Origin of the sequence: Lentisphaera profundi (genome assembly GCF_028728065.1) — a bacterium.
In the GTDB taxonomy this organism is placed as follows: domain Bacteria; phylum Verrucomicrobiota; class Lentisphaeria; order Lentisphaerales; family Lentisphaeraceae; genus Lentisphaera; species Lentisphaera profundi.
The window spans coordinates 2,087,453-2,108,196 of the sequence record NZ_CP117812.1; the positions used below are offsets into that span (position 1 = coordinate 2,087,453).

The following is a 20,744-nucleotide window of genomic DNA, read 5'->3' on the forward strand; positions in this document are numbered from 1 at the left end:
GTTAACATGACACCCTTTAAAATTGATCATTATCATAATCTCCCGCAAAACCTGCTACAGGGTCATTATCCAAAAATTTTGTGAACTGCGGCATGAACTTAAGCTCAACTATACCCGTCTCACCATTACGGTTTTTTGCCACTATCAGCTCAGTCACCATCCCTTCTGCTTCAATCTTCGCCTGATCTTCCTCGATCTGTCGTCCGCGATCTCTATGGAGAATCATCACAATATCGGCATCCTGCTCGATAGATCCAGATTCCCTCAACTGAGAAAGCTTTGGCCGTGCGGCTTCTTTATTTGCTCCACCCTGCTCTGCTTGACGATTCATCTGCGCCAAAATAATCACTGGGATATTTAACTCTTTTGCTATTGCTTTAATGGCCCCTGAAATCTGTGCAACTTCTTGCTCTCGACTTGAATTACTATTCAAGCCTCGACCACGTAAAAGCTGCAAGTAATCAATAACAATTAAATCTACATTAAATTTTTCTTTCATGCGACGCGATTTCGCACGTAGCTCCATCACATCTAACTGCGCCGAATCATCAATATGAATCTCTGTTTCAGCTAATACGTTTGCCGCTTTTTGAATATTCGTAAAATCATTGGTCGTCACATTCATATTGCCAACATCTTTTAGGCTGATCTCAGCTTCTGAGGAAACCATCCTTAAGACAAGTGACTGCGTGTTCATCTCCAAGGAGAAAACACCCACTGCGATTTTCTCATCCGATGCACCTCTAGTATGTGACAATGCCACATTAGCCGCAATATTCATCGCCAGTGTGGTCTTACCAATTGATGGACGCGCCGCCAAAACGATCATTTCGCCTCGCTTAAGCCCTCCAATCTTATCATCTAAATCGCGGTAGCCAGTAGAGAAACCCTTCTCGCCCTTATTACCTTCTGCTAATCTGAAAATAGTATCAATTGCCCGGCCTAATTCAGCTTTTAATGCGACTGATTCTTCCCTAAATAAGTTATCTGAAATATCGATAACTTCCTTATGGAGCTGATCTAAAACATCACCCGCTGTTGCTTCATCCTGCAAACATTGCTGAAGAGTTTCGCTCGAACGTCTAATCAAACGACGAAGAACGGAGGCATCTTGTACAATATCTATATACTTATCAAAGTTAGCAGTACTCGGCACTGAATTCATCAGCTCTAACAAATAGATTTCGCCACCTGCTTGAACAAGTTCAGAACCCTTTTTGAGTGCATTTGCTAAGGTAAGTACATCAATGGCTTCTTCATTCTTGGCCATTTCGAACATAGCACCAGATATATACCGATGAGCCGCAGAGAAAAAAGCATCTCGCGTCTTCAGTACAGACATGGCATTAACAATCAAAGAAGGGTCATTGAGCATACAGCCCAAGACCCCTTTTTCCGCATCTAGATTATGCGGTAAAGGCCGCTCCCCTGAGAGGAGCGACCCAAAATTCACTGCAGTATCAGTTTTCTTTTCCACTGCTGTTTATGCTTTTACCACCCATACTTTAAGCGTAGCACTAACTTCTGCATGAACTTTCACAGAGACTTCGTGTACACCTAATGTTTTGATAGCTTCGCCAACAGCAATTTTGCGACGGTCAACTACGATACCATCTTTCTCAAGAAGGTCGTGAATTTCCGTTACAGTTACTGAACCGAATAATTTATCATCTTCGCCAGCCTGCATAGGGATAGTGATAGATGTTTCATTGATTTTAGCTGCGAGCTCGTTTGCAACGACAACTTCTGCTTCATGTGCAGCTGCAACTTTAGCACGACGTGCATCAATTTGCTTTAACACTACACCGCTTGCATGTGCTGCTAAATCGCGGGGGAAAAGATAGTTACGTGCGTAACCGTTAGCCACTTTAACTGTGTCGCCAACTTTACCGAGTTTTTCGATATTGTCTAAAAGTACTACTTCGATAGCCATAATAAACTCCTTATTTTACCAATGCGATATTGCGGGCACGTTTGATTGCTGATGCAAGCATTGCTTGATATCTTTTGCCTACGCCAGTAATACGACGTGGTAGGATACGGCCACCCTCAGTCATGAATTTTTTTAATACATCTGCTTCAGTGAAATCGATGTATGTAACTTTTTGCTCGCTGAAGCGACAAACTTTTGCTCTTACAGGAGTCTTTTTACGATTTGATTTTTTTCTTGGATTAGCCATTTGCTTATTCCTTATAAATTATAATTTTTCCAGATTCAGAAAGGTATATCGTCTTCAACATCATCTACATCAAATACAGGTGCCGGAGGAATCTCCGCCTGCATGACTTGAGGCGCTTGTGTACTAACTGCTGCTGGAGCTGTATTCATTGCCTGGCCTTGATCAACTGTGATCGGGGCACTTGGTTGAATAGCGGAACTCGTTGGTGCTGCAGTAGGCGCCATGTAAACTGGTGTTTGGACATCCATCGACGGTACCGATGCGGCTTGTTGATACGAAGCCTGCACATCCCCTTGAGGACTAGCACCATCAGATTTACTTGTGTTCAAGAACTGCACTCTTTCTGCGGTCACTGAGTGACGCTGCCTAGATTGTCCGGTAGTTTTATCCTGCCATTGCTCTAGTCTGAGTGATCCTTCAACAAAAATAGATGAACCTTTTCTGAGGTATGTATTGGATGTCTCTGCCTGGCGTCCCCATGCAACTACGTCTACAAATAAAGTATCTTCACGATTTTCTCCTGAAGCGGTACGATACGGTCGGCTTACAGCCATACGCAAAGTACAAACAGCCTGACCAGAAGCCAACTGTCTCAATTCAGGGTCTCTTGTTAGATTTCCCATCAAAAATACTTTATTAAAAGATGCCATGGTTTATTCCAGTAAAGATCCTTTACTACTTATTAAGATCGAGTTTAACTGGGTTTTCTGGGATCTCGTAGTTGTATACTACAGTTCTAAGAACTGTGTTATCCAAACGGTAACTCTCGATAAACTCAGTTACTTTATCTTCTGGAAGATTAAGGAAGAAACGTAGGTAAAGACCTGAAGTACGCTTGCCGATTGCACGTGCAAACTGCTTTCTACCCATGTTATTAACTGTAACATCATTACCACCGAGGGCAACGATCTGTTCTTCGACCTTTTTAGAGAAGGCTTCTCCGCCATCTTCATACTTGCGGTCATTCAAGATGAATATTGCATCATACTTTTTCATTTTTTTGTCTCCTGATTCGGTTGACTTGAAACGCTCGGCACCGTGCCATTGAACGTGTTCATTGCAGCATCACACCCCTTGGTGCAAAGCATCAGTGCAGCATCTGCAGATGCAAATACCGCGGGTGAAATGAGTGCCTTTTCTGATAAAGTAAAGTCCGACAGTACATAATCTGCAATATCTGCGCCCTTACCTGGATGGTCGACCCCAATACGGATACGATAAAAGTCAGCACCCCCAAAATACTGTAAAATTGACTTTACTCCATTATGACCACCAGCGCTACCTCCTAAACGAAGCCGCAAACGCCCCACCTTTATACTCATCTCATCATAGATAACAATTATATCTTCAGTCTTGATCGAGTTTTTTTTAGCAAATTTCTTGATCGCTTCACCAGAATTATTCATATAATCCATTGGCTTCATGAAAATATACCGGTCCCCCTCATACTCACATTCCGCATACTCCGCACGCCATTTCTTTTTAACTACTAAAGAGAACCTCTCCAAGAGCACGTCAATCGCTTTAAAACCTACATTGTGTCGTGTGTTTTCATACATACTACCAGGGTTGCCTAAGCCACACACTAGATAAGTTTTTGGAGCACTTTCACTCCGATTATTCAAAAAGGAAAACATTTCATAACCTATTTCTTAAAATTGTCTGTGAAAATAACTGTAAAAAAAGCTAATACACCCTCTCGTATTTGATGATTTTCTTTTTTTTTGAATTAAGTGGAGTTATTATTCAGTTATGCCCCAAAACAAATCCACCATATTAGCCCTCTCGAGTGACTACGATACTAGAATGTTTTTCTTTGATCAAATCAAAAGGAAAGACGTCAACCTTCTCGTTAGACAAACACGTGAACGCGCCCTTCATCTACTTGCTATTTCTGACATATCGCTACTCATCATCGACCGCAATCTCGAAGATTGCACCGGACTAGAGCTTATTAAAGAAATCAAACAAAGTGACTTATACTTTAACGATGTACCTATCTACGCTCTCGGCCACAACGACAGGGAAGAAGAGGAATGCCCTGAACTATTTGACGCTGGTGCTGACGATTATTCAGCAAGCCCCACACCCCCAGCTATCTTCAAAGCCCGAGTCGACAAGCTACTCAACTGGTCCATCAAACAAAAAAACAACCCCGTAAAACTCTCTACGCAAATGGATTCCAAAGAAATCCCGGGCATCTTTCAACTTCTCGAGACTGAACAATCCACAGGGATTCTACAAGCATCCCACTCCAAAGACTATGCTCAAGCCATCCTTCACAAGGGAAAAATTATTGATGCTAATACTGAGTACTGCACGGGAAAAGACGCCATCACCGAGATACTTGCATGGCCTTTTGCACAAATAAAATTTACGGAAGATGAATCAGCCCCTGATCAAATCGACAAACCTAAGCCTCTAAATATTTCTGCAGCACTCATGGATTGTGTACTTGATGTAGACATATATAATGACGCAAAAAAACGCCTGAATGACACTGAACTAGCCTTCATTCATGGAACGAGATCTCTTCCAAACAATAGTAACCGAGTCGCCAAACAAGTGGTAACCATGGCTAATTCAGGCCTCAGTCTTGGTGAAATCTACGATGCTGTCAGAGTCAACAAGCGCCATCTTACCCTGATGATCGATCAGATGATTAAGGCAGACTATATAAAAATTGCTCCTCCTCCATTTGATAACTACACCAAAGATAATGCCGTAGTTCTTCAAAGTATTCGTACAACCTACATCATGGAACAGTGCAAAGATACGATCAGCAAACTATCCTTCCCCCTCGCCAAAGAACTCTCCGAAATACCTTATGCGAGTTCATCACTCGTAATCGATCACAACTCCCCTGCAATAATCCTTGCAGGTGATAACCCTATCATAGTAAAACATGCCTTCGAAACCATGCTTAAAGTAGCGGCCAACTCTTCACAAGTTCATGCGACAACTAGCTCACAACGAAAGGGAGAAAAACGAACGACCCTTATCTTCGATAAAAGTACAACCATAGATCTCATCTGCTGTGCTCAAAAACTCGACCACCACTATTTGAGCAACCTCGAAAAAGATTACCCCACTTGTGCGTCTGTCATCTACTGCATCTCCTCCTTAGACAACCCATCTAATCAAGCTAACCACAGGAGCCTCAGAAAACTTCGCAAGGTTTTTTCAGTTCCATTTACTGTAGCACTCCTCTCCGAACCTGCGGAAGGCTACGAACCCACTTTTACTTTTGAATGCTCTAAATGTACACACAAGCTAAAGATCGAAATGAGCCATGAAGGATCGATTGGCACTTGCCCCATATGTAGCACAGAAGTTCAAACACCCGACTGCCTAAACTATGCTAAAGAAAAACTCCATATAGTAGAAAGCGTCCCCATAGTTACACTGCCCGCAAGCTCTGACTCATCATGGACGACCCTCATCTCCATGGTTTGTGACGATATCTTAGATACAAAAATTTATAGGTGATTCCATGAAAAACATACTCATTATTATTAGCCTCATCTTTTCTCTCAACACTCTATTAGCCGAGACTAACACTCCTGGCGCAAGCGATAAAGGAAACAAAGCCATGCCATACAATAAACTCACAGCTGAAGAAGCTTATGTCATCGAACAAAAAGGTACCGAGCGCCCTTTCACAGGCGAATACGACAAAAATAAAGCTAGCGGTACTTACATCTGTCGCAAATGTAATACTCCTTTATACGAATCAAAGGATAAGTTCGACTCTCGTTGTGGCTGGCCCAGCTTTGATGACGAAATAAAAGATGCGGTTAAACACAAAACTGATGCTGATGGCAGAAGAACTGAAATCCTTTGTCAAAACTGCGATGGTCACCTAGGACACGTCTTTTCAGGAGAAGGTTTCACCCCCAAGGACACTCGTCACTGCGTCAATTCACTGTCTATGAAATTCATTGCTGAGGGTGACAAACTGCCGACACCTATTCCTGAACCAAAAAAAGCAAAAGCCATCTTTGCTTCGGGCTGCTTCTGGGGAACAGAATACTGGCTCCAACAAGTACCTGGCGTCATCTCTGCAACTTCTGGCTATATTGGTGGCCACGTAGACAACCCCACCTATAAACAAGTCTGTTCAGGACTCACTGGTCATTACGAAGCGGTAGAAGTTGTCTATAATCCTGAGGTCACTAATTTTGAAGCTCTAGCAAAAATATACTTCGAGACTCATAACTCCGAGCAAGCTAATGGCCAGGGCCCAGATATTGGCACTCAATACCTTCCTGCTGTTTTCTATTTTGATGATGAACAGAAAGCCACCATAGAGAAACTGATCCAAACACTAAAAGACAAGGGCTATAAACCTGCAACTGAAATTAAAAAGACCACCACATTCTGGCCTGCTGAAGCTTATCATCAAGATTATTATTTCAAAACTCGCAAGACTCCTTATTGCCATAAGTATAAAAAAATATTTTAATCTAAGTCCTGCCACTCGGAGAATGCTGCGGCCTGCCCACAGTATTTTCCTTCTTTATCTAACAGATTCCAGACACTGGCACGCTTAATTAAAAAACGTTTTCCTGTAGATGAAATTCGCACACCTTGGTAATCATCTATAAAACCATACTGATTGACTCGATCCAAAAGAGCTTTGCGCTCTTCGCGATTAGGCGCCTCTGCAGACAAGCGAGATGGCATCTGAAGCAAGTCACTCCAACTAAGCTCAAAAAGCTCGAGTGCTTGTGAACTCGCGAAATTAAAAAGGGGATCCGCCTCAACTCCGTGAGATAAGATAGCCATTGGCGCTTTAAATATCTGCTCTGCTAACGAAGCTTCATTACAAATTTTAAATAAATCTTTACCCAAAAACTTTTTGTGGCTACTTAATATCATAGCAGCCTGTGCTTCGGAATCTTTGCGCTTATTAATCATCACAAACACCCTTATAGAATATTGCCAAGCAAATACACTTGGGCTCAGAAGATGTATAGGCCACTCGATGCTTGCAATGAGCAGGTATCAATAAAGTATCCGCTACCGCGAGCTCGACCTTACTTCCGTCGAGGTACTCCAAGCTTATCTCACCCTGTAAGACACACAAGTATTCAGACTCACCTTGGTCATACCAAAAATCTTTTACGGAACTCTGTCCTTGAGAAACAATACGTTCAATCCGCAAGCTTTTGTGTTTTAATAAATCCGTCACTAATTCTTCAGGTAGGTCCTGAGGAATATCATTAAAGAGATTCAAACAAGTCTCCCTACAACTTACGCGTAAAAATATACTTATCCTCTGTACTGCGCTCTGGACAATAAGCATAGCCAACGGTATCGAAGTTCATCATTTGCTCAGGATTCTTTAAATCATTCTTTATTATGTAAGCCGCCATCATTCCACGCGCTTTTTTAGCATAAAAAGAAATGATTTTATACTTATCAGTTTTCCAGTCCAGGAAATCAACTTCAATAAGCGGCTTAATCAAAGAGGCCTTTTTTACTGATTTGAAGTATTCATTCGACGCGAGGTTTATTAAGTAGTCATGTCCGCCGCTCTTCATCTCAGCATTAATTGCATCCGTAACTTTCGTCCCCCAAAACTCATAGAGATTAGCTCCACGCGAGTTAGCAAACCTAGTCCCCATCTCAAGACGATAGGGATGAATAAGATCTATAGGCTTTAATAAACCATACAGACCCGATAAAATTCTTAAATGCTTATTGGCCAAATCGACTTCAGTCTCAGAAAAATCATAAGGATTCATACCCGTGTAAACATCCCCCTTAAAGGCAAATACCGCCTGACGCGCCATTGGCAAGGCATGTGCAGAATTCCACTCATGAAAACGCATTTCATTCAAAGTAGATAATTTTTCGCTCAGCTTCATTAATTTTGCGATCCCCGCAGCATTCAGCTTACGTAAATCTCCAATTAATTCTTCCGCTTCTTTAACAAAGCTTGGCTGGCTAAACTTCTCTGTCGGTACAGAGCTCTCGTAATCTAGAGTTTTCGCAGGTGAAACAACACAAAGCATAACTAATCTCTCTTCATTATTAAGTCTTTTAACTTAGCTCAATTCAGGCTTTTAAAGTGATTTTAAGAAAGAGCTAATTTTTCAATTTGCAAGGGCTAAAAATCGGTTTACATTCACAGGCGATTTTTAACGTCTTTATATAGATGTAAATATTTTGAATAATAAAACACTAAACTAAGGAAATGACGATTATGTCTAGACCACTCGACAATGTGAGAAACATTGGTATTTCTGCACACATTGACTCTGGTAAAACTACTCTTACCGAACGTATTCTTTTCTACACAGGCCGTATCCACGCTATCCACGAAGTTCGTGGTAAAGACGGTGTTGGCGCTACTATGGATCACATGGAGCTTGAGAAAGAAAAGGGTATCACTATTACTTCTGCATGTACTTTCGCTCAGTGGGAAGATGATCGCGGTAACGAAATCAATATTAATATCATTGATACACCTGGTCACGTTGACTTCACAATTGAAGTAGAACGTTCACTTCGCGTACTCGATGGTGCTATCCTTGTTCTTTGTGGTACTTCTGGCGTTCAGTCACAGTCTATCACGGTTGACCGTCAAATGAAGCGTTACAATGTTCCACGTATTGCTTTCGTAAACAAACTCGATAACCCTGGTTCTTCACCTTTCATCGTTAGTGAGCAACTACGTACTAAGCTCGGCCATAACGCTGTTATGTTTCAAATACCAATCGGTGCGGAGTCAGAGCTTAAGGGTATAGTTGACCTCGTTAAAATGCGTTCATTCATCTTCGAAGGCGAAAATGGCGAAAACGTTACTGAAGGCGAAATCGCTGCTGACATGCTCGATCTAGCTACTGAGAAACGCGAAGAGCTTCTCGAAGCACTCTCAGAGTATGATGATGAGCTCATGGAGATCGTCATGAATGGCGAAGACGCACCTGAAGACATGGTCAATGCGGCCGCTCGTAAAGGTACGATCACACTCGGTTTGACTCCTGTATTCATGGGTTCTGCTTACAAGAACGTTGGTGTTCAAAAGCTTCTCCATGCTGTTTCACTCTACCTCCCTTCTCCTTATGATGTTGACAATGTTGCATTTGACCTCGATAACGATGAAGCTTCTGTAACTCTTGAATCAGATTCAACTAAACCATTCGTGGGTTACGTCTTCAAACTTGAAGATGGTGCTTATGGTCAGCTTTCTTACATGCGTGTCTACCAGGGTAAAATCTCTAAAGGCGACGCTATGTACAACATGACTAACGGCAAAAAACATTCTATCGGCCGTCTCATGCGCGTTCACTCTGCTGACACAGAAGATATTCTAGTGGCTGAAGCTGGTGACATCATCGCTGTATTTGGTGTTGACTGTGCGACTGGTACGACATTCACAAACGGTGACCTACGTTATAACATGACTTCAATGTTCGTTCCTGCTCCAGTTATCGACATGAAACTCATCCTTAACGATCGTAAGAATTCTGCCAACCTTTCTAAAGCTCTTAACCGCTTTGGTAAAGAAGACCCAACTTTCCGCGTTCGTGTTGACGAAGAATCGGGCGAAACAATTATCTCTGGAATGGGTGAACTTCACCTCGAGATCTATGTTGAACGTATGAAGCGTGAATACCAGGTTGACCTCGAAGTGGGACGTCCTCAAGTAGCTTACCGCGAATCTATCGAACAAGATTCACCTTTCGATTACTCTCACAAGAAACAATCTGGTGGTCGTGGTCAGTACGGTAAAGTTGTTGGTGCTCTCAGAAAAACTGAAGAAGACTTCGTAATGGAGAACAACGTTTCTGGTGGTAACATTCCTAAAGAATATATCAGTTCTTGTGAAAAAGGTTTCCGTGGCTGCCTCAAAGAGGGTGCTCTTATTGGCTTCCCTGTTGTTAACGTTATGGTTGATCTCCAAGACGGTGCTTACCACAATGTCGACTCGGACGATATCTCTTTCCAACTTGCTGCTCGTGGTGCTTTCCGCGAAGCTTACAGCAGAGCTAATCCAATTATCCTTGAACCTATCATGCTTGTAGACATCGAAACTCCTACTGAGTTCCAAGGTACTGTAATGGGTAACCTCAACTCACGTCGTGGTATCATCACTGGCACTACAGAAGATGAAACTTTCTGTAAAATCAACGCTGAAGTACCTCTTTCTGAGATGTTCGGTTACGTTGGTGAGCTTCGCTCAATGACTCAAGGTAAAGCTGAATACACCATGGAATTTGCTAAGTACGCTAAAGTACCTAAGACTCTCCATGACGAATTAGTAAAAGAATTCTCTGAGAAGAAAAAATAATTTTTTAATCTCAGAGTCTTAAGAAAAGCCCGGATCTTACGATCCGGGCTTTTTATTGCCTTCCTCTTATCTAGTCTGATAATCTTTAACTATTATCCTCCACCCTCGCAACACTCTCCAAGCTAACACATAGATAAAATACCTCAGCACTTTATACCACCGCCATAAAAAAGCCCCGTAGAAAATCTACGAGGCTACAACACACTAGTTACATGAATTAAAATTCATAGACATAGGACAGTGAAATACCAGGCCCTTCTGAGTCATCTTCTTCTCCAACTTCTTTGAGCTTTTGATAACCGACTTCCACACCTAAACCAAAATCGAAGTAATATCCTGCAGATACTTGAACATGACGACCATTATGTTCTTCGTCAGCTTCTTCATGGTCCTGAAGGTAATCAGTATAAGTACCACCTACACGCCAGTTGTAATACGTGAACTGAGCACCCCAATTAATCGCAGTCATATCGTATTCACTTTCAGCACCAACAGAAGAAATATCGACAACTTCATTCATCAAGGACATACGAATATTTTCATCATAGTGGAAAATATACTTACCACCAAGTACAAAACGTTCTTCATCGTCACCATGCTCATCGCTGTAATCAGCTTCAGCTTGAAGTGCATAACCACCGAGTACAACAAATTCGTGAATATATTCATCGCTCATGAAATAGAGGTTATCGAGACGGAATCCTAAAGCATACGAAGAGAAATCTTCTGTATTTGCAGGACCACCATCTTTATGATCAATATCTCCTCCATCACGATCATTAATAGCAGACTCGTTGAGAGTGGTATCTGAAAAGAATGTCGATGCATCTAAGGTCAAAACTGAACCATTATCTAGATTCATGGCGTATTTTAAATTAAAGGCAATTTTTTCAAGAAGCATTAGCTCTTCTTGGACTTCATAACCATAATAACCTGGATATTCATGTAAACCAAAACCTAGAGGAATTCTCATTTTACCTGCTTGGAGTGAAAGGTCTTCTACAAGTACTAAATCTAGATATAATTGATCAATATATAGAACGTGATCTTCGAAATACTTGTTATCAGTATCTTCATCATCATGACCGCCACCACCATGCTCCTCATGACCATGTGAGTGATCCTGCTCAAGTTTTAAGCCGACAAATACACCAATTTTATCTGTAAAGTTAAGCATAAAGTCAGCGTGGGTGTGAGTTTTTGCTACCTTTTGATTATTCTCGTTAAAATCAAAATGGTTTATTGTATGAATGTGACCGGTGAAAAACTCCTCTTTACTATGCTCACATAGCCCTGAATCAGCTGTATGCGTATGCCCTTTACCACTAGGGGCAGCTATTGCCGTTGAGGCTAGAAGAAAACTAAAAGTCGTGATAAATCGCTTTTTAAACATTACATATTCCTTTTTTAAGTATTGATAATTGATTATCAATATAGTCTAGTTGATAATCCATTATCAATCAAGTGCGTATCTCGAAATATTGATAACTAATTATCAATAAGTGATTATTTATATTTAATTAAGTCACTTTATTCCATGCTTATGCCACGCTTAGTAAATGAATCTAAATAAGATAAATTGCTCTTTATTAAGTTCATGTTATTATAGGCGCATCTATTCTAAACTGGAGAAATATAGAAATGAAAAAAACTGTCGATGATGTAAACTTCGAAGGTAAAAGAACCTTCATTCGTTGCGATTTTAACGTACCTGTAGTAGATGGTGCCATCAGTAATGATCTTCGTATCGTATCTGCCCTTCCCACAATCAAAAAAGTACTCGCTGATGGCGGCCGTGCTGTCCTCGCTTCTCACATGGGTCGTCCAGGCGGAAAACGTGATGAGAAATTCAGCCTTAAACTTGTAGCTGCACGTCTCACTGAGCTTCTCGGTCAAGATGTTGTCCTGCTCAATGACTGCTTTGGTGCTGATGTTGAAGCTGCTGTTAACGCCCTCGAAAACGGCCAAGTTGTTCTTCTCGAAAATGTTCGTTTCCACGCTGCTGAAACTTCTAAGGATTCAGCTGAAATCGAAGCTATGTCTGCAGAATTCGCAAAATTCACTGATATCTTCGTTGGCGATGCTTTCGGTTCTGCTCACCGTGCACACGCATCGGTCGTTGGCCTTGCTAAGCATGTAGAAGCTATCTCTGGCTACCTAATGGCAAAAGAACTTGAATACTTCGGTAAAGTTCTTGAGTCTCCAGAGAAACCAGTCGTTGCTATTCTTGGCGGCGCTAAAGTTTCTGACAAAATTATGCTTATCGAAAATATGCTTGACAAAGTTGACAAAATTATTGTTGGCGGCGGCATGGCTTACACTTTCCAATACGCACAAGGTCGTGATGTTGGTAACTCTCTCCTCGAGAAAGATAAAGCTCCACTTGCACTCGAACTCATTGAAAAAGCTAAAGCCAAAGGCGTTGAGCTTATCCTTCCATTAGACACAGTCATTGCCGACGATTTCTCAGCTTCAGCTAATACTGAAGTTGTTTCTGGCGATATCAAAGCTGGCTGGGAAGGCATTGACGTTGGACCTGCAGCAATAAAGCAATTTAGCGACGCAGTTGCAGACGCAAAAGTTGTTGTTTGGAATGGTCCTTTAGGCGTTTTCGAAATTGAACCTTTCAGTCACGGTACTCGTGGTATGGGTGAAGTCCTTGCCAAGTCTTCTGCTACGACAATTATTGGTGGTGGCGACACGGCTTCTGCAGTCGTGAAATTCGGTATTGCTGACAAAATGTCTCATATCTCTACTGGTGGCGGCGCTTCACTCGAACTTCTCGAAGGTAAAGTACTTCCAGGTGTTGCTTGCTTAAACGAAAAATAATCGTTTAACGCACACTACAAAAAAGGCCGCTGATCATTCAGCGGCCTTTTTTATTTCGCCATATCAAAAAGTAAAACCTCAGCATCCTGCTTAGCTTCAATCTTTAAGTTTTGCCGGCTGTCGAAACTCATAGCATCTCCACTTCTAATCAATTCATCATTGATCAAGAGCTCTCCCCGCGCCAACTGTAACCACACTAGGCGGCCTTCCTTTACTTCGTATTTCTGCGCCTTCCCCTGCTCGAGCTCCATTACAGAAAATTTTATATTTTGAGCAATAGCAAACGACTCATCCACTCCTGCTTCGGAAGCAATAAGCTGACAGTTATTTCTTCTATATTTGTTAGAAACAAAATTCTATTCATAGTTAGTTTTTCACGTAAAAATATCAGATAAATCACCACACTTTTTTAACAAGTCGCCAAAAAAAATCCATGGGCCTATCGCTTCTGCCTTATGAGAGCAGTTAAAATCACTTAACTAATGACAAGTTATCACCAATAAAACCGCCATCAAATTTACAGTATTTTTACACTGCGCCTCTACCCTTCAATTTAAGCCCAGCTATTATTAGCAATAACTGAATTACGGGGAGCCAATGTGAAAAAAATTATTCTACTAATGATCTGTTTAAATTGTAATCTTGCCTGGTCTCAAGACAAAGTGAACACTTGGCATGATTACTTAGCCATTAACAAAAATGACCGCAGCTTAGACTTTTATTCAAAACAACTCTCTGAACTCAAACTTTATACACAAAAGCTAAGCCCCTCCAAAATAACACAATGCCTACAGATCATTGAAAAACAACTTAGTGCTTTAGTCGCCTCAAAGAAATTTCTCATAGAAAACAAAAATTTGCTTTTCGAAAAAGAGATAAAAGTAGGCTCCAAAAAAATCCGCGTAACAGATTTTTCCGATAAGTCGATCTCCTACATGATGAATGACAAGGAGATAAAGGCCGATAACAATAAAATGCCGACGAGTTTTTTCTATGCTCTACTAAAATCTGCAAATTATTCAAACTCTATTGAAGCTAGTTTTTCTTACTCACTATTCACCGGAGATCTTAAAAGCTCCCAACAATTATTGAAACTCTTACAGAAGAAAAAGCTACTCACACCAGAGCAGACATTAGCCTATAGATACATAACACAATCTCAATTAATAGTAGATACTTCTCTTCGTTTCACTGTTCTGAAACAAACTCTAATCGAGGAAGATCTCACGCAGAGCCAAACTGAATTAAAAAATATATCAGCGCTCATTAGTCAATCGTCTACACTCAATGACCTATTCCTCACATCGCTGTCTGATTTCCAAAAAAGAGTTCTCCAATTAAAAGATAAACTCCGAGAACAAGAACTGAAACTATTTTTAGATTTCCCTCTTAATGCGGGGCAATCACGCAAAATCCCATGCTTAAATTACCCCACTTTTTCCTATGACGTCTACCTTCCCCCTCAATACAAACACGATGGTTCAGTTTTACTCCCTATCATGTACACTTTTAGCCCAGGTGGCGGCGGCATGGTTAATCACTTCAAACAGCTAGCTGCCGCACAAGGTATTATTCTCATTGGCAATTTAGAAAGCCGCAATAATCAAAGCTATGATAAGATTAAAAATTCATGGTATGCTATCAAGCGAGACATCAATAAACGTATTCACTTCGAACCCGGACGTCAATTCTCTTCGGGCATGTCGGGTGGTGGCGCTGCAACCTACGTTTTTGCACGACGCTTCTATAGTCAAATATCTGGCAGTATCCCCATGGGCGCGTGGCTAGGCTACAGCTCCAAACCAGAGGATCACTGGCAAATGACGGGGTACAAAGTCGCAAGAACCTGTGGCGATAAAGACAAAGGAGCCAAGTCTTATGTAGAGCGCGATAAAAATATCCTCAAGGAACACGGAGTCGAAGTTAGCGATACATTTTTTCCCGGTGGTCACACCCCTGCTCCCCGAGATGTACAAACAACTAGTTTTACATGGCTCATGGAAAAGCGTGCCGCCGCAACAGATAAAGAAATTGGCGAAAAATTTTACTCTCAGAGCAACAACTTAATCCAATCGAAACAAGCAGGAAAACTACTCCTCCAATGTTTAAAAATACTTCGTGAGGAGCCCTACACATGGAAAAGTTTTAAAGCTAGAATGATCTATGAGAATATCCTAGCAAGCCATGGCAAAAATATAATGAAATTTAAAACTGATCTTAGTAAACTAAAAATGGATAACATCTCCATAAAAACTTTTGGTGAAGATCTTCATGGTTCCGCTCTTGTAGGGGATAAAAACACATTTTGGGCCTGCCTGAAAATCATGGAGACTCACGATTCCCTTGACACTTATTTCCGTACAGCAGTTTGGCACCTCTGCCAATCTAAACACCCCCAAATCATTGACTTGAAAACCGCGCGAACACTTATCGAATCACGCCGCACACTCACTTTAGATGAAAGCATTGTCAAAGCTGGGCTCGCCCTAGCTGAATCCGACAAAAAAGCCTACCTGAAGGAAATCAAAGAAATTGAACAAAGAATTGCCGACAAAGAGAAATACTGGAAAACTCGTTACCAAGAACTTCTTCAATTAGCGAAAAAGCTCTAAGTATTATTCTTCACGATTACCCATAAAGCGGTGCAAAGCCCCTAATTGCCTGGTCAAGGAAAGGCATTTCCTTGCTGGGGGAGCTCGAGGGGGACAGCGTCCCTATCGTATGCGAAGCATCATTCCCTCTATTCTGGGTAATCGTGTTATTCTTTACCAAGCGCTCCTGCTACACGACCCCATTTTTCTTAAGAACGTTTTGCGATCACCGCAATTTCTATTAATGAGTTCATTGGCAAAGACGCAACTCCCACAGCAAAACGTGCGGGCTTCGGCTCTTCCGAAAAATACTGTACATAGATTTCGTTCACTTTTCCGAAATTATCCATATTGGTCAGAAACACTTCCGCCCTCACCACATCGCTATAAGTTAGATTAGCAGCGTCTAAAATGGCTCCGATATTTTTCATCACTTGCTCAGTTTGAGTTTCGATTCCTCCTGAAACAATACTACCCAGCTTAGGATCTAAGGGAATTTGTCCCGAAACAAAAATCAAATCACCTAAATCAATTGCCTGAGAATAAGGGCCTATGGCTCCCGGTGCTTGATCTGTTTGAATTTTCTTTTTCATCTTCATTCCTTATAGATTAATTTTTTCTTGACCAATCACACGGATATCTATTTTAGCGACGCTTACATTGCCTCTTCCTATAATATTGACGTCCGCGTTGGCTCGCTCATCTAAATCATGCCTTTTCAAATTATGGCCAAAATTTCCTTGCTGATTTTTTTCAAATAAGCTACCATAAAAACTATGCCCCAAAACTCCTGCTTCCAAGTTCCAGTTATCAGCAAGATCCTGTGGCATCTCGACTTGCCAGGTTACAGGCTCAGATAAAAAATCTTCACGAGTCATCAATTTATTTTTAAGTTCAGTCATCACTAATTTAATCTCACGTCGGAGCTGAGTCATCTCTTTTTCAGTAAAACTGCGCTCATTCGACCAACGCTGATAACTCTCTGGCGCCATCCTTCTCGACAAAGATAAAGCTGGAATACCAGCAATATTAGCCTCCAGACAAGCACCTACAGTTCCAGATGACAAAATGTAGCTGACTCCACAGTTGTAACCAATATTGATACCGCTAATGACTAAATCTGGCTTTTCGTCTCCCAGTTGGTATACACCAAAATTCACACAATCCGCCGGCCTCCCTGAAACAGTGTAGGATTTATTCCCCGCAATCTCAACTTCTTTTTTCTCAAGAACCTCAAAACGACTAATACTTTTTCCCGTCCAAGACTGCTCTTCTTCTGGCACGACAATTTCCAAGTCCCCCAAACCCTTTAACTCATCTAACAAGAATTCCAAAAGCGGAGAATCTTGACTATCATCATTCGTCACTAATATTTTCATTTTTCACCCGTTTCATTACACATTTTTTCAACCCTAAAATGCGCTCTTTTTGGCAAGTTTCAATAGCCTTTAATTTTCCTCACAAAATCATAGAAAACGCCTTGATTGATAGTGATTAAAGATTATGTTCTTGCCGATTTTATTAGCTCCCATGAGCCGCATTTAACTATTTTTAATATACTTATTATAAAGGATTTAACTTATGACGAAACGTGACCTCGTTGTTCGCATTGCCGACGAATCAAAGCTCAATCAACAAGAAGTTATGAACGTTGTTCAAAAGACTCTTGATTACATTACAAATGAACTTGCTGCGGGCAGAAACGTAGAGCTCCGTAACTTCGGTGTTTTTGAACTTAAAGTTAGAAAGCAGCGCATTGGTCGTAATCCGAATAAACCAGAGAACGAAGTGCCCATCCCTGAGCGCGTTGTCGTGAAATTCAAATCTGGAAAAGTTATGAAAGAAAAAGTTTCGACTATCTCACCAGAAGATATCGAAGTTTAATTCACCCCACTTTATACTAAGGCCGGCTTCAGCCGGCCTTTTTTGTATCAATCATTCAAGCGAGAATTACCATGAAAAGAACTCACAAATGTGGCGACCTTCGCCCCGAAAATAAAGATCAGGAAGTCATTCTTTCTGGCTGGATCAAAAGCCGTCGCGATTTAGGCGGACTCATTTTCCTCGACCTTCGCGACCGCTCGGGCTTCGTTCAAATAAATATGGAACCAGATGTAGGTGAAGAACTTATGTCTCTGGGTAACTCTCTTCGCGAAGAATGGGTTATTACTGTAAAGGGCACAGTTCGCTGCCGTCCAGAAAACATGATTAACAAAAAGCTTGCGACTGGTGCAGTAGAAGTCGTACTACAAGATCTGAAAATCGAAAATAAAGCGCGCCCGATGCCCTTCAATCTCGATGATGATAAAGTTAATGAAGAGATGCGCTTACGCTACCGTTACCTCGACTTCCGTCGCCCTGCACTCACCGAGAAAATGGTCCTTCGTCACCGCATCACAAAAACTATTCGCGACCATTTTGACGAGCACAATTTTTTAGAGATCGAAACTCCTATCCTTTCTAAAAGTACTCCTGAAGGCGCTCGTGACTACCTCGTCCCAAGCCGCGTTCATCCAGGTGAATTTTACGCTCTTCCACAAGCTCCACAACAATATAAGCAATTGCTTATGGTTGGTGGACTTGAACGTTATTTCCAAATCGCTCGTTGCTTCCGTGATGAAGATTTACGCGCAGATCGTCAGCCTGAGTTCACTCAAGTCGACCTTGAAATGTCCTTCATTGACGAAGAAGACATCTACACTCTACTCGAAAGCCTTATGGGCCGGGTTATGAAAGAAGTGATGGAAATCGACATCCCAAGTTCTTTCCCACGCCTCGATTATTTCGAAGCTATGACTCGCTTCGGCAGCGATAAGCCTGATACTCGTTTTGGCATGGAGCTCATTAATCTTGAGTCAGCACTGAAAAATTCTGAGTTCAAAGTTTTTGCAGATACACTCGCCAATGGCGGACGTATTGGTGCTATTAACATCAAAGGTGGCAACAAATTCGCCACTAACAAAACGATTAAAGAATGGATTGCTCATGCTCAACTCTACGGAGCCAAAGGCTTAGCCACTATTCAAGTAAAAGAAGATGGTAGCTGGAAAAGTTCTATCACTAAATTCTTAACTGAAGACGAAGTTGCTGCAATCACGGCAACGGCTAATCTTGAAGTTGATGACGTACTTCTCATTGCTGCGGATAATTTCACCACTTCATGTGAAGTTTTAGGTCAACTACGCCTACATATTGCCAAGCAAATGGATCTCATCCCTGAAGGCCTATGGAATTACCTTTGGGTTACAGACTTCCCTCTTCTCGTTCAAGATGAAGAGACACAAGATTGGCACGCCATGCATCATCCATTCACTGCACCTCACGAAGCTGATCGCGATAAAATGCAAAATGATCGTGGCTCAATTCGTGCCCGCGCTTATGACTTGGTACTCAATGGCTGTGAACTCGGCGGTGGATCCATTCGTATTCACGATACTCAGTTGCAATCTGAAATGTTTGAAGCTCTCGGAATTAGCCAAGAAGAAGCACAACATCAGTTTGGTCACATCCTTGATGCCCTCGCATTTGGTGCGCCTCCCCATGGTGGCTTAGCTCTCGGTCTTGACCGTATGGTTATGCTTCTTACTGGTGCTAGCTCACTTCGCGAAGTTATTCCCTTCCCGAAAACGTCTAAAGCTTCTTGCCTCATGACGCAATCACCTTCACCAGTGAGTGACGATCAACTCGAAGAACTCTCCATCAAAACTGATGTCAAAGAAAAAAGCGAATAAGCTTTTCTTCCAAGACTAAGTAAAAAAAGGCTTTTGCGATCTTCGCAAAAGCCTTTTTATTTGTGTCGTCAGCTATATTTAGAAAATATCTATAGTCTCTTCTATCGCTTCGCCTTCTTTTTTAGGTGTATTATGATTTCCTCGAGATCTAAAGTATTGTCTTGGCCACATCCGCATCGTTGCTTCGCTAATTGTACTAATTGCCGTCTGAAAAAGCTTTTCTTCACTTGTTAAATCTTGCTCAGATTTACCTCCAATACCTATACTGCCATCCTCTGCTTGGCATTTATAACTTTCTCTTAAAGCATTCCATTTTTTCCATTCGCTTCCGCCGCAATAAAATGATGAGAAATTCATTGCGTAGTATTTCACTGCTTTTTGCTTAGCACTCAGCTCTTTGAAAAAGACCTTATTTTCAAGCTCCGTAAAGTATCTTTTTAAAATATCCTCCATCTGGCTTGGTAACTGTCCATAGCTCGACTGTATCGACAAACTTAACAAAGGAAATAAACTCAAGTCTTCTTTATCGTATTTGATGAACTCAAGTTTTTTCCAAAATTGCTTGATTAAGGTTTCCCTCTCTTCAAAATCAATTCCCGTAGAATACACTGATTTAAAAGCGCGTAACTGAAGGATATCATCCTCGCTATCTACAGCCTTAATATCCCTACTTAGGTAGTGAATATTCTTCTGTAAGTAGGCTTCCAAATCATAGTTACCCGTCATCGTATACGTTTCTGCCATAATGGCTAAAATCAAAAACCGATTGCCTTCAGATTCTTTTGAGAGATCCACTTTAACGAGATAATTAATTGCACGTACTAAACTCTTGCCATAGCTTTTACTCTTAGGCGTTTCTCCTTGGCTTAAATATGCGGCAATACACAAACCACATAGAACTGAATCATTTTCCCAAGAGCCATTGGCGCTCTGCTTTAACTTTATAAAATCTAAAGCTTTGTTTCTATGATCCTCTGCTATTTCTGGTGGTGGCTCATGATTCACTTTATCTTCAGCAAATAAACGAGGACTCGTAAATTGAACTAGGAACATGATTATTAGTAGATTACTGATCTGCATCTGAACTCCATAAAGTGATCTTAGTATATTT

General features: G+C 41.4%; 21 protein-coding genes. 7 read left to right on the plus strand and 14 right to left on the minus strand.

Annotation, left to right across the window (positions count from 1 at the left end; genetic code table 11):
- Positions 1 to 16: 16 nt before the first annotated feature.
- The 6 genes from dnaB to pth are packed head-to-tail and all read right to left on the minus strand — an operon-like array spanning position 17 to position 3,805.
- Positions 17 to 1,477, minus strand: a complete 1,461-nt coding sequence (dnaB, locus tag PQO03_RS19580) for a replicative DNA helicase (protein WP_274152757.1) — start codon at positions 1,475 to 1,477, stop codon at positions 17 to 19.
- 6 nt (positions 1,478 to 1,483) lie between these two features.
- Complete coding sequence (gene rplI, locus PQO03_RS19585) at positions 1,484 to 1,933, minus strand: 50S ribosomal protein L9 (RefSeq protein WP_274152759.1); 450 nt, start codon at positions 1,931 to 1,933, stop codon at positions 1,484 to 1,486.
- 10 nt (positions 1,934 to 1,943) lie between these two features.
- Positions 1,944 to 2,180: a 30S ribosomal protein S18 gene (rpsR, locus tag PQO03_RS19590; protein WP_274152761.1), complete on the minus strand. Its 237-nt coding sequence runs from the start codon at positions 2,178 to 2,180 to the stop codon at positions 1,944 to 1,946.
- Positions 2,181 to 2,215: 35 nt separating this feature from the next.
- Positions 2,216 to 2,830, minus strand: a complete 615-nt coding sequence (locus PQO03_RS19595; protein WP_274152762.1) for a single-stranded DNA-binding protein — start codon at positions 2,828 to 2,830, stop codon at positions 2,216 to 2,218.
- 25 nt (positions 2,831 to 2,855) lie between these two features.
- Positions 2,856 to 3,176: a 30S ribosomal protein S6 gene (gene rpsF / locus PQO03_RS19600; protein WP_274152764.1), complete on the minus strand. Its 321-nt coding sequence runs from the start codon at positions 3,174 to 3,176 to the stop codon at positions 2,856 to 2,858.
- Positions 3,173 to 3,805, minus strand: a complete 633-nt coding sequence (gene pth, locus PQO03_RS19605; protein ID WP_274152766.1) for an aminoacyl-tRNA hydrolase — start codon at positions 3,803 to 3,805, stop codon at positions 3,173 to 3,175. Before pth ends, rpsF begins: the two co-directional genes overlap by 4 nt.
- Positions 3,806 to 3,932: 127 nt before the next feature.
- Here pth and PQO03_RS19610 point away from each other — a divergent pair, with 127 nt between their 5' ends.
- Both PQO03_RS19610 and PQO03_RS19615 read left to right on the plus strand, forming a co-directional pair.
- Positions 3,933 to 5,669 carry a DUF4388 domain-containing protein gene (locus PQO03_RS19610; RefSeq protein ID WP_274152767.1) on the plus strand — a complete coding sequence of 579 codons (1,737 nt, stop codon included), beginning with the start codon at positions 3,933 to 3,935 and terminating at the stop codon, positions 5,667 to 5,669.
- A 4-nt stretch (positions 5,670 to 5,673) separates the two neighbouring features.
- Positions 5,674 to 6,645: a bifunctional methionine sulfoxide reductase B/A protein gene (locus PQO03_RS19615; RefSeq protein ID WP_274152768.1), complete on the plus strand. Its 972-nt coding sequence runs from the start codon at positions 5,674 to 5,676 to the stop codon at positions 6,643 to 6,645.
- On the opposite strand, the gene PQO03_RS19620 is transcribed toward PQO03_RS19615, so the two are convergent.
- From PQO03_RS19620 to yaaA, 3 genes are read right to left on the minus strand one after another with little or no spacing between them, the layout of a single operon-like run.
- Complete coding sequence (locus PQO03_RS19620) at positions 6,642 to 7,100, minus strand: MEKHLA domain-containing protein (RefSeq protein ID WP_274152770.1); 459 nt, start codon at positions 7,098 to 7,100, stop codon at positions 6,642 to 6,644. The two genes, PQO03_RS19615 and PQO03_RS19620, sit on opposite strands and share 4 nt — an antisense overlap.
- On the minus strand, positions 7,093 to 7,419 hold the full coding sequence (locus tag PQO03_RS19625) for a cupin domain-containing protein (RefSeq protein ID WP_274152772.1): 327 nt from the start codon (positions 7,417 to 7,419) through the stop codon (positions 7,093 to 7,095). The genes PQO03_RS19620 and PQO03_RS19625 overlap by 8 nt, the downstream gene beginning before the upstream one ends.
- 10 nt (positions 7,420 to 7,429) lie before the next feature.
- On the minus strand, positions 7,430 to 8,200 hold the full coding sequence (gene yaaA, locus PQO03_RS19630) for a peroxide stress protein YaaA (protein WP_274152773.1): 771 nt from the start codon (positions 8,198 to 8,200) through the stop codon (positions 7,430 to 7,432).
- A 182-nt stretch (positions 8,201 to 8,382) separates the two neighbouring features.
- Here yaaA and fusA point away from each other — a divergent pair, with 182 nt between their 5' ends.
- Positions 8,383 to 10,482, plus strand: a complete 2,100-nt coding sequence (gene fusA / locus PQO03_RS19635) for an elongation factor G (RefSeq protein WP_420792875.1) — start codon at positions 8,383 to 8,385, stop codon at positions 10,480 to 10,482.
- Between the two features lie 217 nt (positions 10,483 to 10,699).
- On the opposite strand, the gene PQO03_RS19640 is transcribed toward fusA, so the two are convergent.
- Positions 10,700 to 11,875 (minus strand): hypothetical protein, encoded by a 1,176-nt coding sequence (locus PQO03_RS19640; protein WP_274152776.1) that lies wholly within the window; start codon positions 11,873 to 11,875, stop codon positions 10,700 to 10,702.
- A 248-nt stretch (positions 11,876 to 12,123) separates the two neighbouring features.
- On the opposite strand from PQO03_RS19640, the gene PQO03_RS19645 reads away from it, so the two are divergent.
- Complete coding sequence (locus PQO03_RS19645) at positions 12,124 to 13,311, plus strand: phosphoglycerate kinase (protein ID WP_274152778.1); 1,188 nt, start codon at positions 12,124 to 12,126, stop codon at positions 13,309 to 13,311.
- Positions 13,312 to 13,361: 50 nt separating this feature from the next.
- On the opposite strand, the gene PQO03_RS19650 is transcribed toward PQO03_RS19645, so the two are convergent.
- On the minus strand, positions 13,362 to 13,625 hold the full coding sequence (locus PQO03_RS19650) for a pirin family protein (RefSeq protein WP_274154323.1): 264 nt from the start codon (positions 13,623 to 13,625) through the stop codon (positions 13,362 to 13,364).
- A gap of 285 nt (positions 13,626 to 13,910) precedes the next feature.
- On the opposite strand from PQO03_RS19650, the gene PQO03_RS19655 reads away from it, so the two are divergent.
- Positions 13,911 to 15,923 carry an alpha/beta hydrolase gene (locus tag PQO03_RS19655; RefSeq protein ID WP_274152779.1) on the plus strand — a complete coding sequence of 671 codons (2,013 nt, stop codon included), beginning with the start codon at positions 13,911 to 13,913 and terminating at the stop codon, positions 15,921 to 15,923.
- Between the two features lie 188 nt (positions 15,924 to 16,111).
- Here the strand turns inward: PQO03_RS19655 and PQO03_RS19660 are convergent, their stop codons facing one another.
- Together PQO03_RS19660 and surE are read right to left on the minus strand one after the other, a co-directional pair.
- Entirely contained in the window at positions 16,112 to 16,495 is a 384-nt protein-coding gene (locus tag PQO03_RS19660; RefSeq protein WP_274152781.1) for a RidA family protein, read from the minus strand.
- Between the two features lie 9 nt (positions 16,496 to 16,504).
- A complete protein-coding gene (gene surE / locus PQO03_RS19665; RefSeq protein WP_274152783.1) occupies positions 16,505 to 17,281 on the minus strand; it encodes a 5'/3'-nucleotidase SurE in 777 nt (258 codons plus the stop codon).
- A 202-nt stretch (positions 17,282 to 17,483) separates the two neighbouring features.
- Here surE and PQO03_RS19670 point away from each other — a divergent pair, with 202 nt between their 5' ends.
- The gene (locus PQO03_RS19670) at positions 17,484 to 17,786 is read left to right on the plus strand and encodes an HU family DNA-binding protein (protein WP_007280120.1); all 303 of its coding nucleotides are present in this window, start codon (positions 17,484 to 17,486) and stop codon (positions 17,784 to 17,786) included.
- 71 nt (positions 17,787 to 17,857) lie between these two features.
- Positions 17,858 to 19,633 (plus strand): aspartate--tRNA ligase, encoded by a 1,776-nt coding sequence (gene aspS / locus PQO03_RS19675; protein WP_274152785.1) that lies wholly within the window; start codon positions 17,858 to 17,860, stop codon positions 19,631 to 19,633.
- 78 nt (positions 19,634 to 19,711) lie between these two features.
- Here aspS and PQO03_RS19680 read toward each other — a convergent pair whose 3' ends face one another.
- Positions 19,712 to 20,713 carry a hypothetical protein gene (locus PQO03_RS19680; protein ID WP_274152786.1) on the minus strand — a complete coding sequence of 334 codons (1,002 nt, stop codon included), beginning with the start codon at positions 20,711 to 20,713 and terminating at the stop codon, positions 19,712 to 19,714.
- Between the last annotated feature and the right edge of the window lie 31 nt (positions 20,714 to 20,744).